Source organism: Microcoleus sp. Pol1C5 (genome assembly GCF_036701115.1).
Taxonomy (GTDB): Bacteria; Cyanobacteriota; Cyanobacteriia; order Cyanobacteriales; family Microcoleaceae; genus Microcoleus.
Genome location: NZ_JAUBQE010000056.1, coordinates 1 through 14,731, shown reverse-complemented (window position 1 = coordinate 14,731; position 14,731 = coordinate 1). Strand labels below are relative to the sequence as shown.

Here is a 14,731-nt window from a genome sequence, read left to right as displayed (position 1 = left end):
AGAAACGAAACCCACATTTTATGTTGAAATGAAGACTTTTATGAAATGCTACAATTTCTTTTTAATTAGGTAACTTAGCCCAAAAAATATTTTATCGTTATCCCTCTCTATTTCCTGATTTTTCTTATTTTCCTTATTATACGGCGCTTTTTTATAAAAAGTTATTTATCTAAACTCTCCTGCCTCAACTCTAAAAAAATGTTATTGTTTAAAACAAATTATAGTAAACATCAAAAAAATAACCCTCGATAATTATTAAATTACAATAATTATATTGTGGACTTTAGTAAACTATATAAAACTCATTTTTACCCGCAACATGGGGTTTTTACCAAAATACTTCGTTGTCTCTCTTGACCATAGTAAAAAAAACGGTTTCTTGGGTGTGTATTTTTGGTGAATTGGGAGAAAATTTATTATTGTTAGTCCTAAACATAGCAACCGGGTTTTTTAACCCCCTTACTTCGCTCAAACCCTCAATAAGAGTTAAAAAACCAGGTTGATGAGACTTAGAATGCGTCCAGGGCTGATTGTCAAATTGAGATTTTGCCCGAAATGAGAAAAAAACGTGGCAAAAGCTCGTAGTAACCGGAGGCAGAACCGAGGCTCTTGCTGGAATTAAGGCCGCACCTAAAAACTCCCGAGTTAATGGTCGTAAACAGGATTGTCTTTAGGGCTAATTAAATGCAGCAACTTTTGCTTGATCTGATCATCAAATACTTCCCATTTTAGTCTTGCATAATCGCTGTTCTCATTCCCGCCAGAAAGAAATCCCACCGGAATTTCAAAACCTCCAGCTTGACTTCTGCCACCCCCAAAAAAGCGTCCTTGAGCATCTTGACCGAAGGCTTCTTTAATGAATTCGTCGGGGTCGAGAGTAAGTTTATTAGTTCGCAGCGAGCCAATTACTACTTCAATTTCTTCGTCTTTGTCGTGAACAATTGCGTAGACAACTGCTGTGTGTACGTTCTCTTCTGTTACTAAAAAGTCTGCCGCTTGGGGAATAGAATCCCGATCGTCATAGCGGAGATAGCCGATGCCGGCGATCGAAAAATTGTTCTGGACGGTGCGGTGTTTGAGCGATCGCTCGATCGCATCCATCACCCACTTAGAACGAGACGACTGCAACACCGCATTCAGCAACTGCGGGTCGTAAAAGCGGCTCAAATAAGCCGCAGCTAAAAAGTCTTCCTCCTGAGCTTGTCTGAGGGCGATCGTATCCGATCGCAAACCGTGCATCAATGCTGTAGCGCACTTGATGTGCAGGCTGACGCTGCTGTCGAGAACTAGCAGTCCAGCCTGTAAATACTCGGCAAAAATAGTGGCTGTAGCGCGGATTTGAGGGCGCAAATCGATAAATTCTGCGTTCATTTCCCCCTGCAAATTGTGATGATCGATGACGGAGGCGATCGGAACTCCAGCCGCTAAAATAAACTCGGTTAAGCTACAAGTCGTCCCTTGGTTGTCGATGAAAGCGCACCCCTGAAACACCGACAAATCCTTAGTTTTTACTGTTTCCAGCGTCCACCGCTGCAACGGCAACCCTGTCAATTTAACTAAGGCAATATTTTCTTGGTGGCTGAGGGCACCGGCGTAGATAATCTCGCATTGGATATCATACTGTTCGGCGATTAATTTATAAGTCCAAGCGCTTGAAAGTGCGTCGGGGTCTGGAAAATCTTGCAGCAAGATTAGCTGGCGAGTGCTTTTGTGCCGATCGAACATTTGGCGCAATTGCTCGACTTTGCGATCGTGCAATTCCTCGCGGAGACGGCCGCGATTCTCTTGGGAAGCAACTTCGGCTTTGTTGCGCCGTTTTCCAGGCGCACTTACTGCGGGTACAACCTCGCTGCTGGCCTCAAGTTCACCTTCGGGGTTGCCAGATGTTTCATCGGAATTGGTAGGGAGATGGTCTTTCATCGTTGAAAATTAACAATTTAACTATTTCAGGATTTGCACGACATTCGATCTTAAACCCGGCTTCTTTGTAGATGCCTTGTTGTCAAAGCCCCTACTTCTTACGAGAAACCTGATTTAAGAGCGTAAATTCTCTCTTTAACTGTTTAACTTTTTAATTTATGCAGAGAGTGTGTGTTCCCAGGAACGAAGCAATCTCAGGACTCAGAACTTCCGCAAAAAACCCCCGCGCTTGCGCTGACAGGGGTTTTAAAGGCCTATTACATATTTTTGCCATTCTTTGTGCATACCGCTCTTAACGTGTTTAGTCACTTCAAAATAAAGACCGCTGTGAGGTTTCCGAGGCGGATAGCGCAGCGGCATTCCCGCTTCTTTCGGCGTGCGGCTGCCTTTATTGACATTGCAGCGCACGCAGGCGGTGACAAGGTTTTCCCAACTGTCGCCTCCTCCGCGCGATCGGGGAATTACATGATCGAGGGTTAAATCGTCCCCCGTATAACTGCAGTATTGACAAGAGTGTGCATCCCGGTGCAAGATGTTCCGGCGGGTCAGCGGAATATCCTTATAGGGAACTCGGACATAATGCCGCAGTCGGATCACAGTTGGTAGCGGGAAGTTTGGCGCAATAAATTTCCCGTTGTGTTCTACCTGTTCTGCTTTTCCTTTCAGCAACAAAACTACCGCCCTTCGCCAATTGGTGATGTTAAGGGGTTCGTAGGAGGCGTTCAGCACCAGAACATTGCCCATTGTTGATTATTAAAGAGAATATTTTTTTTGATGTTAACACAGGTTCCACTTTAGGTGGGACGGCATCAGGAACAGCGAGGGGAGCGCAAAAAACGGTGAAAAACCGCACCTTTACCCTATTCCTTCGCGCCTGCGCCCCCTATGGCTGCATCTATTTTCTGCCTTTCCTGTTTGTCAGCGAGCTTTTTTCCCAGAGTTTTGGCCCAGATGAGGCCAGTGTGTGCGATGGCAAAAATTTGCAGAATAAATTTTATTTTTTTCTCTAAATGCCTAATCTTCCCGGCAACAAACAGCTTAACTTTTTAGACTATTAGTAACCTTAAATGAAAAAGCTTATTACTGCTCATGAAATTTCGGCTCTTAAAGTCAGTTTTTAGCGCGTCAATTATTGCCCTTGCTGCTCCGATTTTAGCAAACAGTCCAGCCTTTGCCCAAACGCCTTCATTCTTCTGCGGCGCTGCTGGCGGCCGTCCAGCTACAATTGCTGTCCAACAGGGCAAAAATATTCCCGTTATTTTGTGGCTAGCTGATAACTATTTCAATGAATCAGGAGAAGATGCGATTACTCGGTGTACCAGAGTCTCAGGAATTCTCAACAACTCGCAACCGCAAGGAAGCTGGGATAATATTGTCACAGCAGGTGCATCGTCCACCGGTCAACTAATTATTTGTGCAGCTAATCCTCAAGACGGTTCCTGTAGATTATTATATCAAGTACCCAAAGGTCAAAATCCAGAACAAGCCAGACAAGAACTCTTAAAAAGAGTTACAAATCCTAATGTAAGTGTTTCGCCTGTTAAAGTAAATTGATAGTCATCATTAGGGACATGGCATTGCCGTGTCCTACTTGCAGAGAGTTGAAACTCTTGTAAAATACTTCGGTTGAGTGGTGAAAAAATTGCAGCTTTGCTTGAGCAATTCTTCTAACCCTTCAACCTGCCTCAGCCAGACAGTGCCGTCGCTTCCAGCTACAGCAATTTGCTTTCCGTCTCGACTCCAACTGACACTAACAACATTCTCCTCAAACTCAAATTGGGCAACCTGTCGCCCTGCTAAATTCCACAGCCGTACAGTCTTGTCAATTCCCACTGTAGCAAGCCGTTCTCCGTCGGGACTAAAACTAATTGATTTCGCATCAAAATGCAACGTTTGAAATTCCTTAACTAATCCTTTTTCTGATAGATTCCACAGCCCTACTTTGCCATTCAATGTTACTGTAGCAAAGCGATACTGGTGTTTAGCGGGAGTGAAACTGAGCCCAATTGCCTGAATAGGCAGTGTTTTTTTCAGCTTGCCAGACAAATTCCAAAGTCGCACTGTAGATTTGCCATCTAAAGTCGTTAGGAAATCGCCGTTTGGGCTAAAATTTACGCTTCTCACTAAGCCGTTGTGACCTGGGAGTTTCATGCTAGACGATACTAATTGTGGCAGTTTAGACAAATCCCAAATTGCAGCATAGCTGTCTATCCCTGCCGCCGCTAATAACTTTCCGTCGGGACTAAAACTGATGCTGGTAACAGAGCCTTGAATTCCTTCCAAAGTAGAAATATTTTTACCTGATAAATTCCATATTTTAACAGTCCTGTCCCTTCCGGCGGTCGCTAAAAAATTACCGTTCGGGCTAAAGTTTACCATATTAACTGACTGCTGCAAAGCTTTCCATTCAGCAATTTTTTGTCCGGAAAAGTTCCACATTCTAACTCGATCGTCTATTCCTGCGGTTGCTAAAATGTGCCTCTTTGGGCTAAAAGTGACACTGGTAACGGCACCTTTATGAGCTTGCCACTCGATCTTTCTTTGCTGACTTAATGAGGCTTTTAACTGCTGTGTTTCACTAATTTTATCGAGAATTATTTGTAAGGCTAACAGCGGTCTAGTTGCCGGGTATTGTTCTAGCTTATGTTTGTTTTTAACCAAGGTTTTTAATTTTTTCCCGGAGGCGATCGCTCTAAGTAAAGCTTCTGATAAAGCTTCGCTGTTTTCTGTCTTTTGAGAAACAGCCAACAATAAAGCATCGCTGCCATTTTGTTCGATTTCAATACTGGCTTGTGCTAGTTTAAACCGCTGGTAAGCGAGAGTTGAAAAGCCGATCGCCGCCAGTAACGATGCTGCCAGTACCGCAGAACCGATGCCGATCCACTGTTTGGCTTTTTGTTTAGCAGAGTCAGCTTCACTCCAAGCTTTTTCGGCATCGCACACTGCTTTCTTGGTTTCTAGTGTAGCTAAATGCAGCAGTTGATTTTGGTCGCTCAAAATAACTTTCTGGCTGGCAGTCAAAAACTGAAAATCTTCGTTTCTCAAACTTTTTCCTGCCGCCCAAACTAATGCTGACTGCAAATCATCCCCTCGCAACAGTTGAGAATCATCTTCACAGCTAGAATTTAGCCAGAGTTTGATCGCTTCCGAGTAAGGCGAGAGTTTTTCTAATTTTTCTTCAATTAATTGTTGGTTAAATACAGCTTTATAAATAGGATTAGAAATTGTTAATTTTTCCCCCCGCTTAACGATTAATCCGCTTAATCGCAACTCCATTTGTTCAGCACTACCATCGGGGCCAGTTTCAGTTTGTTCTAAAATTTGCTGATACAATCCCAGTCTCCTGACAATGCGCTGGTTTTCTTTGAAAAGCCGATCGCGAATTGTGGACAAATGTTCGGGCACATCTTGAGTTTCCCAATTCTCCACGATTTTCAAGCGCACTACTTTCTCCACCCACTCTTTAGAAGTGTTAATTTTATCTTTCTCCCCCCCTTGGGAAGGGGGGGCTGGGGGGGGTAAATTCGGGATTAATTGTGAATTTTCCAGCAGAAGTTTGCACAGCTTTTGAGTCAAAAAAGGCTGCCCGCCCGTCCAATACAAAACCTCTCTCAAAACTTCATGAGGGCTGTCTGTAAGGTCGGCCAACCCCGCTGCTAGCGGTTGAGCTTCTGTTGCGTCAAAACCAGTTAATTCGATCGCCTTGCCAATATTAAAAGGGGTATTGCTGGTGGCATTTTGCTCGCGGCACAAATCTGTCGGCGATGCTACGCCTAAGAGGGCCCAAGTTAGGCGATCGAACTCTGAATTGTTGGCGCGCTTGTTGTAGCACGAGCGAATTAAGGCTAAAAAATCGTCGGCGGGAAAATCTAAGGCGAGAATGCTGTCGATTTCGTCAATAAAAATGACAATATTGCTGGAAATGTTGGGTAAGAGTACGGTTTCGATGAATTCGCTCAATCTTTGAACCGGGGTTAAAAAATTGCGATCGCGCCACCAAGTCCGCACGTTGACAATATCGGACAGGTTAAAGTTATTTTCGAGAATGCGTAGCAAACCAGCATACCACTGTTCAGGAGTGACGCCGCGGTTGCCAATTTCCGAAATGTCGATCGCAGCACAAGCAATTCCTTCTTTTCTCAGCCGCTGAATTGTCCGCACCTGCAAGCTAGATTTGCCCATTTGCCGGGAATTCAAAACATAGCAAAATTCCCCGGCCTTCAATCCGTTATAAAGGTCGTCGTCGGCTTGCCTCTTCACATAATTGGGAGCGTTATTGGTGAGACTGCCGCCGACTTGATAGTAACTGGGCTTTGTGGTAAAATTCATATAAGTTATTCGGCGGTTGAAACCACTACTAAACAAACAAAGTCCGCCTTCGCGGACTGAAGAAGTGAGGCGGTATTAAAGCATAATTCTGTATGATAAATTGTAGCACAATACAGTATGAAAACTGATTGGACGGGATATAACGACGACAAAGACAAGTTAAGAGCTGAAATTTGGTCTTTGCTGAAGCAGCAAGCCGCATCTATTGGCGATCCGTTCGGTCATATTCCAAACTTTGTCGGTGCACAGGTGGCTGCAGAAAGATTGGCAACTTTACAAATATGGCAACAAGCAAAAACGATTAAGTGCAATCCAGATTCGCCCCAAATTCCGGTGCGGATGCGAGCTTTGCAGGAGGGAAAACGCCTGTATATGGCAGTACCGCGATTGACAGACGAGCGCTGTTTTGTAGAGTTAACTGCTGAGGATTTGCAGCAGCAAAATCTATCAATTGCCGAAAGTGCGATCGCCCGCAAAGCACTCGCTTGCGGAAAATTGGTAAGTTTTGCAGAAATGGAGCCAATTGATTTAGTAATAGTCGGCTGCGTAGCTGCCGGCCCCAACGGTGGAAGAACCGGGAAAGGTGCAGGATTTGCCGATTTGGAATTGGCTATGTTGCAGGAATTCGGGTTAGTACAAATCGATACGCCAATTGTAACAACAGTGCATCCTTTGCAAATAGTCGCCGATTCGCGTTTGCCAATGCATGCTCACGATTGGGCGCTGAATTGGATTGTTACTGCTGAGGATGTAATTGAGACTAATACAAGTTATCCGCGTCCAATTGGCTTAAACTGGGATAGTATACGGCCGGAACAGTTGGAACAAATTCCGATTTTGCGAAAGTTGAGAGAGCAATTAACCAATAATCAATAGCTTTCAATCAAAATCAAGGCAAAAGAGCATCTACAGCGATCGCACCAATTTCTCTCCCTTCAATAATAATCGGTATAACAGCCGATCGCCCGAAATCCAACCTTTGACTGTAATCTGGCTGCTCAACTTCAACAAGAGGTTGAGAGTACACCTCAACCTGTTCTTCCACAAGATTCACAATCCAATAAATCGTAATTCCAGCGCGGGCATAAATCTGTTTCTTTACAGTTCGATCGCGCTGAAGCGTCGTATCGGATACTTCAATAATCAGGGCAATATCTTCAGCCCCCGGATGCCGATCGAGATACTGTCGCGTATCCCCTCGGACAACCACTATATCAGGTTCGGGTTCGCTGTTGGATAGCGTGATCGGTTCTTGGGAATCGACATACCAACCACGGGGTAAAATATTCTCTAAAGCTGTTCTGACAAGACGAGTTGTGACTCGATGCGGTGGATTTTTTGGTATTTTGAAAACCAGCCAACCTTCCAGCAATTCTACAGAGTCGTCATCGGTGAGAATGCCAGCTTGAATTATCGCATGATACTGCTCGATGCTCAAGCGCAAAATCAGATCGTTCGGAATTGCTGCAACGCTTTCTACGGGCGACATAACTGTATGGGCGAGTTGATTTTTGTCTTATTTTAGTGTTTATTTAACGAACCGCGAAGGCGCAAAGGACGCGAAGCAAGAAAGAAGAAGAAGAAGGTAATTTCATAATCTATCTACTTTGTGGTGAACACTCGCCATGCAATGAAAGCTGTAAAACCTAGATAACCAAACACGGTTATCCAATCTAGCCAATTATCGGAAGTTATCAAAAACATATCGTTCATGGATATCATTCACCTAATTTTTACTTACCGCACTTACGCACAAAATTTTACACGATCGCGCTTAAGTGCGATCGAAAATATTCCCGGTAGAGTTCGCACCTCGGAACGCACTCGTTCCCCTGCAACTTCACCAACCCCAAACTGTCTAATTTAAACGCCTGCATTGCCTTTAATGGCACCGGAGAGTCCGCCGCCACAATCTCTCTCATCCCCTGCGCCAACTCTGGATATTCTTCTAAATTCCACAACTGTCGGCGCAAATGGTCGCTGTAAATTCCCGCATCTGCGATCGCCGTTTCTTTTAATTCATCGAGTGTCAAACCCGATCGCGAAATGTGATATAATGCAACTCGCACTAAATACGGATGACCGCCGACAATAGCCATCAATTCCTCAACTTTTGCCTCCGACCAATTCAAGTTGTGCCGCGCTGCTAACTCTTGTACTTGCTGATGGTTGAATTCTGGCAAATCGACTGGTAATCCGACGTTGAAGGGCGATTGATTGATGTTCATCGGGATGTAAACTTCGGTGGAGTGAACTACAATTAATCGCAGTTTTTTCCAGATGTCCCGCCGCTTCGATTCTTCGTGCCACGCCCGCAGCAGTCCTAAAAAGTCTTCGGCAATGTCGGGATATTGGAAAACGCGATCGATCTCGTCTAATCCTAAAATTAAAGGACTGTCGATTTGCGGTAAAATGTATTTTTCAAAGTAGTCTTTGCAGTTGACTTTGCTGCCGAAAATTTCGTCCCAATAATCGTCTAATTGATTGGGTAAGTGCAACTCGCGGCCCACGTAAGCGCAAAACCACTTTAAGAATTTATCTAAGTTGGCAAATACGCCTTTATCTACTAACTGAAAAGTTAGCGGAACGGTGCAATAGCCTTGACGGGCTCCGTGATGCAAAATTCTTGCCATTAAGGAAGTTTTGCCCATTTGTCTTGGTGCTTTGATTCTAATTAACGCGCTGGGCTGCACAATAGTTTGATAGCAGCGTTCTTCGATGGGCGGGCGTTCTACATAAAATTGAGAAGCGACATCGACTTGTCCTCCCGGTAATTCAGGTTCGGCTGCAGGTAGAGGTATTTCGTCGCTGCTAATTTCTAATAGCTGTTTTTGTGTTAAATCTTCCGTTTCTTCTATGACGGGTGCGGGTTGTTCTGCTAGTAAATTCAGAACCTCTTCGATAATAATTGGAGTGTCGGCGGGGGTTTTCCATTCCCTCTGTTTGATGCGGTACAGATAGCCCCGCAAGTCGTGATTTAGAGGCGCGTTCAGGGAAAAGCCGACGCGGATGGGGAGAATTATTGGTTTTCTGTCTGGGCGGGAGTCTTGCAGTTCTTTTGCTTGCTGAACTTGATATGTTAGCAGTTCGCTTTGATTTCCCGTTGGCGGCAAAAGTATCAGCAAATAATCGCATTCTTGGAGGAACAAATTAATGCGGTCGAACCAATTATCTCCCAATCTAATGTTATTTTCTGCTGTAAAAACTGTATGACCGATCGCGCTTAAGGCTATTTCTAACTGTTTTCCTAACTCGCGATCGGGTTCGGCGCTGCGATAACTGACAAATACTTTAACAATTCTGCTGCTGGCTGTATCTTCCGCTGCCGGCGAATTGTCCAGCTCGTCTAAATTTTCCGGTTCCTCAAGTTTAGCCGATCGGTGGTCGCTAGCAGCCAGAGTCATTTCAAAAGCCGCGAACAACTGTCGAATTTTACTCAAATCCGCACCTTCTCTACCCTGCTTAATTTTGCTGACTGTATCGGCACCAACGCCAGATTCAGCCTCGATTTCAGTCAGAGTACCTCTAATGTTATTTCGGTCAGACCATTCTTGGAGCGCCTCGTTAAGTTTCTTTAAGCCAGAGGCAGTGAGAATGCGACCGCGATCGCGTTTTGACTTGAGCACTTCGCTTGCAGTGAAAGGGGAACGAATCTAGAAATTTTAACGCCTTAAGTTCCTATTTTGGGCGATTTTAAGGAAGATAATCAGCCAGCCGGAATTTAAGGGATTTTACTTGGAGAGGTTTTTGGGGCGATCGACTCCTCAAACTCTGTCCTGATAACGGCTTCAACAGTTGAATATATTTGAGGAGAAAAAGTTTTTCTTAACTCCCCAATCTCCGCCGCTAATCACCACTTAACTTTTTAGAGTAGATACACCAAGCAAAAAAGGAGCAGCCAAATGAGCAAAATCTTACACAGACTGGCAATGGCCGCTTTGGGAACCGCCGCCATTTTCACAATTAATACACTTAATAATTTAACAGAAGCATCAGCCGCGGGTAAATTTGACCAACCAGAAATTCATCAAAACACAGTTTTTCCACTTGGCGTACCGGGTCAGTTGCATAAATAGGGCAATTGATTGATTGATTTAATTGAATTAAGGAGAAATTATGAAGTCTACACTGTGTTCGCCACAACCTATAGCTACCAAACCTGACTCCGTTGACGCTGAGGCGATCGATGCCTGCACTGCACTTGCATGGATGGAATTGGTAGCATTAGATGCTAGCGCTCTCACGGGGGATGATTGGCTGGCTTTGTGCGATGATATAGATAGCGGGGAAATCTACCGCTGCTGGTTTTTGTGGCGCGATCGCGAAGTTAGCGGTAATTGGGAAGCTTACGATCCTTTGAGCGATCGCCGATTTGTTGCTAAAGGAAAAGTGTTTTTAAAAGCCGCGATCGACTCGCTCGAAGATGCTAGAAATCGAGAAGTCGCCTAACTTGAATTCATCGCAGGTGAATAAATTTTGTGCCTGCAAAACAAGAATTCTGCCAAGAGAATCCGCCAGTGTACAAAGTTTTGTCTGCCTGCGCGAAACTGGAACAAGAAGGGGTAATAGAACCGGATTTGATAGGAGTGCCGGAAACGGAATACTCCCAAAGAAAATAAAAAACTTACGGCTGCAGGCAAGAGTTGACTGTATGATGCTAGGTGCTTCGTCTCGAAAGCGGTTGATAAGGTTTTTTCAGCCGCTTTCTCGTTGCAGCCGTTAAACTCTTTCTCTTCACACATGACTCCTAAACTGCGATGGCTGTTGCCGGCCGCCCTTAGCCTTTTCTCGATCGCCCTGCCCGCAAAAGCTGATACACTAACATCTTGGCACTTCGATCCCAGGGGAAATCAGCTCAATTTAACCACAGATTCAGGAGTTCAGCCTGAAGTTAAACTAATTGCTAATCCTACCCGCTTAGTAATTGACTTACCGGGAATAGTCTTGGAGTATCCCGAAAGTCCTCAAAGCTACAACTCAGCTATTCAACAAATTAGAGTCGGACAGTTTGACACCGAAACAACGAGGTTAGTCATACAATTAACTCCCGGTTATAAGTTAGACCCGCAAAAAGTCCGAGTCATTAGAGAATCTGCCACGCGCTGGTCGTTTCAGTTGCCAAATCCAGAGCAAATAGCGGGCAGCGAGTCTTTTATACCCACAGCTATTACCCGCATAGAACAAGCAGCAGGTCAAGTTACGCCCCCTGTTTCGCCGGGAAATCAGAGAAACTATTCGGCTGATTTGGTGATGTCCACAGGCTCGGAAATGACCGCAATTAAGCCTCAAATTGAAAGTGCGATCGAACAGTATAGATCCCTGAGCGCCGGAATGTTTTTTCTGGATTTAGATACAGGAAACTATTTGGATATCAAGGGCGATCGAGTATTTCCGGCCGCGAGTACCATCAAATTACCTATTCTGATAGCCTTTTATCAAGATGTAGACGCAGGCAAAGTTAGCCTAGACGAAACATTAGTTATGAAGTCCGACTTAGTGGCCAGCGGTTCTGGAACTATGCAAGACAGACCAAATGGCACTCGGTTTAGCATCAGAGAAACCGTAGATAAAATGATTACCATCAGCGACAATACAGCCACCAACATGATTATTGAACGTTTGGGGGGAATTGCTAAACTCAACGAGCGTTTTCGCAGTTGGGGATTAACTGATACCAGAATTCGCAATTGGCTCGGCGATTTTCAAGGAACAAATACCACAAGTTCTGTGGATATGGTAAAGTTGCTGGCGATGCTGTCTCGCGATAAATTAGTCTCTGAATCGAGTCGGGAACAAGCTTTAGAATTACTGCGGCACACAACAACTAGAACGCTGCTTCCTTCCGGTTTAGGCCCGGGAGCCGTGATTGCTGACAAAACCGGAGATATCGGCTTTGTAGTTGGCGATGCAGGAATTATTGATATGCCCAACGGCAAGCGTTATTTGGCCGCAATCTTTGTCAAACGTCCTTACAATGACCCGATTGTGAGAGATTTTGTGCGTCGGATTTCGCGGATTGTTTACAATTACTTAGACCAATCTGCGGCGAAACTACCAGAGAATTTGCGTTGATCAGACACTTCGGTGATTAAAATCGCTACTAAACAAACAAAGTCCGCCTTCGCGGACTTGAAGAGAAGATTTTTAATGAGTAATGACTATTCTTTGCGCTCGATGGCTACAGTCAAATGAGCCACAACTGCTCCCACTGTAGCAAGTACAGCAGCAATTGGAAAGACTACTGATCCTGCAACGCCACCTACCAATCCCGCCATCAGCGGAATGTCTGCCAAAGTCCGCCCTTGCGAGTTTTTGATGACGAGGCGGCGGAGTTTTCCTTGCTGAATTAGTTCTTTGACTTTAGCAATTAAACTATCGGCGCTAATCTTAAATTCTTCCACTCTGACTTTTTCCTCTGTTACAAATTCTGAGGCGAATACATGAGTTTCAACTGTTGGGTTGGCTGAATTCCCGGCCGCTGTTGTTTCGTCTTGCAAAATCGTTACTTGTTCTTCTGTGCGATTTACTTGTGAGTTCATTTTGTGTAAGGGCGGGTGAAAACCAGCCGTTTAATTTCTATACTCTTATCTTCGGCGATCGCACTTGATAACGACAGGCCAGGAAACCCTACAATCTGCATTCGTACTTTCCACCCCCGCCTTTTATGCAAAACATTATTTTTGTGGCGTTATATCAGGGCGGGCTTATCTCTTCCCAAAGGTAGAGAAAACATTGTTGAAACAACCCGTCTTTAGATACAAGTAAGATGCGTACTGCCAGCCCTGTCAAGGTGGCTGCTTTGTGTTGGATTTTTAAGTGGGACACCAAGCGAACTAAAGTCAGGGAAAATTATTAAAATTAAAACTTTATATTTCTACAATGACTTCAAAAGTGATTGCTATCTAGGCACAATCAAGCTATGGCTTGCAATGCCAGTTCTCAAAAGCACCGCAGAGATAGCGATCGCACTGGCGAATTACAATAAAATCTGGAAGGCCAACCGACTACATCAACGAACATCTGAATCAAGATATTAAGCTTGCAGATTTAGCTCAATTGCTGGGCATGAGTCAATTTCATTTCAGCCATCTGTTGAAGCAGTTGATAGGCACATCTCCTTGAGAATATTCGATCGCCCAACGGGTAAAACGGGCAAAGCAATTGTTGAAACTTTCGAGCTTGAACATAAAATGATTCATTTTCTCGGTTGTGCCGATGGGTCGGCGTACCGCCACTAGGTGCAACAATTACCTCACAAAGCGCATAGGCTTCCCCTGTCTGTTCACCAACTGCCTTGAAGGTATAGAGGTCTTGACCAAAGTAGTAAGAATGACCTTGACCGGGTTCAACAAAAAGTCCGTTTTGATGAATTGTAATTTGTTAATTGGTAAAGCGAAGTATTAGCTGGCTGGGATGGCTTTTTGTGGAATCTTCTTCACGAATTCAGAGTTTTCTCAATACGCCGATCGGGGATCAGCCACATTATTGCAACTAAAACATACAGCATGAAAGCCAACCATGAGTTCACAAAGGAAAGCAGGATTGCTACGGCATAAATCACCACTGATACCTTACCCTTAAAGTCTCGCCCAAGTGCGATTGCCAGAGTGGAATCTTTACCGTGGTGAGAAATAAGAACACGAGTAAGAATGAAGTAAGCGATCGCAGCCAACAACAGCACTGTGCCATAAAGCGCAACTGGCCAGGCCGCGAAGTGGTTCTCGCCTGTCCAGGCAGTGACAAAGGGAATGAGTGACAACCAGAACAGCAGATGCAAATTAGCCCACAACACATTACCATTGACGTGCCGAGCCGCCTGTAACAAGTGATGGTGGTTGTTCCAGTAGATACCAAGATAAATAAAACTGAGTACATAGCTCAGAAATACTGGAACTAGCGGACGCAGCGCAGCTAAATCGGCTTCATGGGGCACTTTCAATTCCAGCACCATAATGGTGATGAGAATTGCGATTACACCATCGCTGAACGCTTCTAACCTGCCTTTACCCATTTTTGTACATCCTCCTTTTCTGCTTGCGCTGGCGATCGCTCCTAATTCCAAAAATAACTTAGCATAAGGTCGGTTGCAGTGAAGTGTTATACCGATCGCCCGGTTGCACTTACCAACAAAGCTAACGATTTTCCTTGTTGGCAAATTTTGTTGTTGTGTGACATTCGTTGTCTTCAAGTTCTGCCAAAGCTTCAATACAATTAATCTTTAGCTCGTCCTCTGGCAAATCTTTATGGCTTCGTGAATCATGCCATATTTATCGCAGATCGTAATAGTGTGTTTTATGATCTAATAACTGTTCCAACCCTAAAGGAGGAGAAAAATGAGCGAGGAAATTAAGGTGCGAGCGAGTAGTGGCAATATTTTTGCCGCTCTAGGGCTGCCAAATTCTTCATAATTAGGGCTTGCTGAATAAGTCCAAAAAACTCAAAAAAGTTCGAGCGCGCTATTGCCCGCCCACGCTCAACATAA

At 44.5% G+C, this 14,731-nt stretch carries 15 protein-coding genes; 8 read left to right on the top strand and 7 right to left on the bottom strand.

Going from position 1 to position 14,731, the window contains the following annotated elements:
- Positions 1 to 645: 645 nt before the first annotated feature.
- Both QUA23_RS25395 and QUA23_RS25390 read right to left on the bottom strand, forming a co-directional pair.
- Complete coding sequence (locus tag QUA23_RS25395) at positions 646 to 1,920, bottom strand: bifunctional oligoribonuclease/PAP phosphatase NrnA (protein WP_333078681.1); 1,275 nt, start codon at positions 1,918 to 1,920, stop codon at positions 646 to 648.
- A 246-nt stretch (positions 1,921 to 2,166) separates the two neighbouring features.
- Positions 2,167 to 2,664 (bottom strand): HNH endonuclease, encoded by a 498-nt coding sequence (locus QUA23_RS25390; protein ID WP_190659271.1) that lies wholly within the window; start codon positions 2,662 to 2,664, stop codon positions 2,167 to 2,169.
- Between QUA23_RS25390 and QUA23_RS25385 the strand changes: the two genes are divergently transcribed.
- Complete coding sequence (locus tag QUA23_RS25385) at positions 2,664 to 2,930, top strand: hypothetical protein (RefSeq protein ID WP_333078680.1); 267 nt, start codon at positions 2,664 to 2,666, stop codon at positions 2,928 to 2,930. The genes QUA23_RS25390 and QUA23_RS25385 overlap by 1 nt on opposite strands.
- 79 nt (positions 2,931 to 3,009) lie before the next feature.
- Positions 3,010 to 3,474 carry a COP23 domain-containing protein gene (locus QUA23_RS25380; protein ID WP_333071047.1) on the top strand — a complete coding sequence of 155 codons (465 nt, stop codon included), beginning with the start codon at positions 3,010 to 3,012 and terminating at the stop codon, positions 3,472 to 3,474.
- Positions 3,475 to 3,507: 33 nt separating this feature from the next.
- Here the strand turns inward: QUA23_RS25380 and QUA23_RS25375 are convergent, their stop codons facing one another.
- A complete protein-coding gene (locus QUA23_RS25375) occupies positions 3,508 to 6,249 on the bottom strand; it encodes an AAA-like domain-containing protein (RefSeq protein ID WP_333078679.1) in 2,742 nt (913 codons plus the stop codon).
- Positions 6,250 to 6,366: 117 nt separating this feature from the next.
- Here QUA23_RS25375 and QUA23_RS25370 point away from each other — a divergent pair, with 117 nt between their 5' ends.
- The gene (locus tag QUA23_RS25370; RefSeq protein ID WP_333078678.1) at positions 6,367 to 7,125 is read left to right on the top strand and encodes a 5-formyltetrahydrofolate cyclo-ligase; all 759 of its coding nucleotides are present in this window, start codon (positions 6,367 to 6,369) and stop codon (positions 7,123 to 7,125) included.
- 13 nt (positions 7,126 to 7,138) lie between these two features.
- Here QUA23_RS25370 and QUA23_RS25365 read toward each other — a convergent pair whose 3' ends face one another.
- Positions 7,139 to 7,738: a Uma2 family endonuclease gene (locus QUA23_RS25365; RefSeq protein ID WP_333078677.1), complete on the bottom strand. Its 600-nt coding sequence runs from the start codon at positions 7,736 to 7,738 to the stop codon at positions 7,139 to 7,141.
- 271 nt (positions 7,739 to 8,009) lie between these two features.
- A complete protein-coding gene (locus tag QUA23_RS25360) occupies positions 8,010 to 9,875 on the bottom strand; it encodes an AAA-like domain-containing protein (RefSeq protein WP_333078676.1) in 1,866 nt (621 codons plus the stop codon).
- A 276-nt stretch (positions 9,876 to 10,151) separates the two neighbouring features.
- On the opposite strand from QUA23_RS25360, the gene QUA23_RS25355 reads away from it, so the two are divergent.
- From QUA23_RS25355 to QUA23_RS25340, 4 genes are all read left to right on the top strand, one after another.
- Positions 10,152 to 10,325, top strand: coding sequence for a hypothetical protein (locus tag QUA23_RS25355; protein ID WP_333071041.1), 174 nt, complete (start codon positions 10,152 to 10,154; stop codon positions 10,323 to 10,325).
- 40 nt (positions 10,326 to 10,365) lie between these two features.
- Positions 10,366 to 10,698 carry a hypothetical protein gene (locus tag QUA23_RS25350; protein WP_333078675.1) on the top strand — a complete coding sequence of 111 codons (333 nt, stop codon included), beginning with the start codon at positions 10,366 to 10,368 and terminating at the stop codon, positions 10,696 to 10,698.
- Between the two features lie 29 nt (positions 10,699 to 10,727).
- Positions 10,728 to 10,868 carry a hypothetical protein gene (locus QUA23_RS25345; protein WP_333078674.1) on the top strand — a complete coding sequence of 47 codons (141 nt, stop codon included), beginning with the start codon at positions 10,728 to 10,730 and terminating at the stop codon, positions 10,866 to 10,868.
- Between the two features lie 121 nt (positions 10,869 to 10,989).
- Positions 10,990 to 12,321: a serine hydrolase gene (locus QUA23_RS25340; RefSeq protein ID WP_333078673.1), complete on the top strand. Its 1,332-nt coding sequence runs from the start codon at positions 10,990 to 10,992 to the stop codon at positions 12,319 to 12,321.
- 86 nt (positions 12,322 to 12,407) lie between these two features.
- Here the strand turns inward: QUA23_RS25340 and QUA23_RS25335 are convergent, their stop codons facing one another.
- Entirely contained in the window at positions 12,408 to 12,788 is a 381-nt protein-coding gene (locus QUA23_RS25335; protein WP_333078672.1) for a DUF4342 domain-containing protein, read from the bottom strand.
- Between the two features lie 436 nt (positions 12,789 to 13,224).
- Between QUA23_RS25335 and QUA23_RS25330 the strand changes: the two genes are divergently transcribed.
- Positions 13,225 to 13,371, top strand: coding sequence for an AraC family transcriptional regulator (locus QUA23_RS25330; protein WP_333078706.1), 147 nt, complete (start codon positions 13,225 to 13,227; stop codon positions 13,369 to 13,371).
- A 313-nt stretch (positions 13,372 to 13,684) separates the two neighbouring features.
- Here the strand turns inward: QUA23_RS25330 and QUA23_RS25325 are convergent, their stop codons facing one another.
- Positions 13,685 to 14,404, bottom strand: coding sequence for a TMEM175 family protein (locus tag QUA23_RS25325; protein WP_333110569.1), 720 nt, complete (start codon positions 14,402 to 14,404; stop codon positions 13,685 to 13,687).
- Between the last annotated feature and the right edge of the window lie 327 nt (positions 14,405 to 14,731).

Bases quoted from the DNA above. Each gene is read 5' to 3' on its own strand.
- QUA23_RS25370 (WP_333078678.1), top strand. From the start codon at position 6,367: ATGAAAACTGATTGGACGGGATATAACGACGACAAAGACAAGTTAAGA.
- QUA23_RS25335 (WP_333078672.1), bottom strand. From the start codon at position 12,788: ATGAACTCACAAGTAAATCGCACAGAAGAACAAGTAACGATTTTGCAA.
- QUA23_RS25390 (WP_190659271.1), bottom strand. From the start codon at position 2,664: ATGGGCAATGTTCTGGTGCTGAACGCCTCCTACGAACCCCTTAACATC.
- QUA23_RS25380 (WP_333071047.1), top strand. From the start codon at position 3,010: ATGAAATTTCGGCTCTTAAAGTCAGTTTTTAGCGCGTCAATTATTGCC.
- QUA23_RS25350 (WP_333078675.1), top strand. From the start codon at position 10,366: ATGAAGTCTACACTGTGTTCGCCACAACCTATAGCTACCAAACCTGAC.
- QUA23_RS25395 (WP_333078681.1), bottom strand. From the start codon at position 1,920: ATGAAAGACCATCTCCCTACCAATTCCGATGAAACATCTGGCAACCCC.
- QUA23_RS25365 (WP_333078677.1), bottom strand. From the start codon at position 7,738: ATGTCGCCCGTAGAAAGCGTTGCAGCAATTCCGAACGATCTGATTTTG.
- QUA23_RS25355 (WP_333071041.1), top strand. From the start codon at position 10,152: ATGAGCAAAATCTTACACAGACTGGCAATGGCCGCTTTGGGAACCGCC.
- QUA23_RS25375 (WP_333078679.1), bottom strand. From the start codon at position 6,249: ATGAATTTTACCACAAAGCCCAGTTACTATCAAGTCGGCGGCAGTCTC.
- QUA23_RS25340 (WP_333078673.1), top strand. From the start codon at position 10,990: ATGACTCCTAAACTGCGATGGCTGTTGCCGGCCGCCCTTAGCCTTTTC.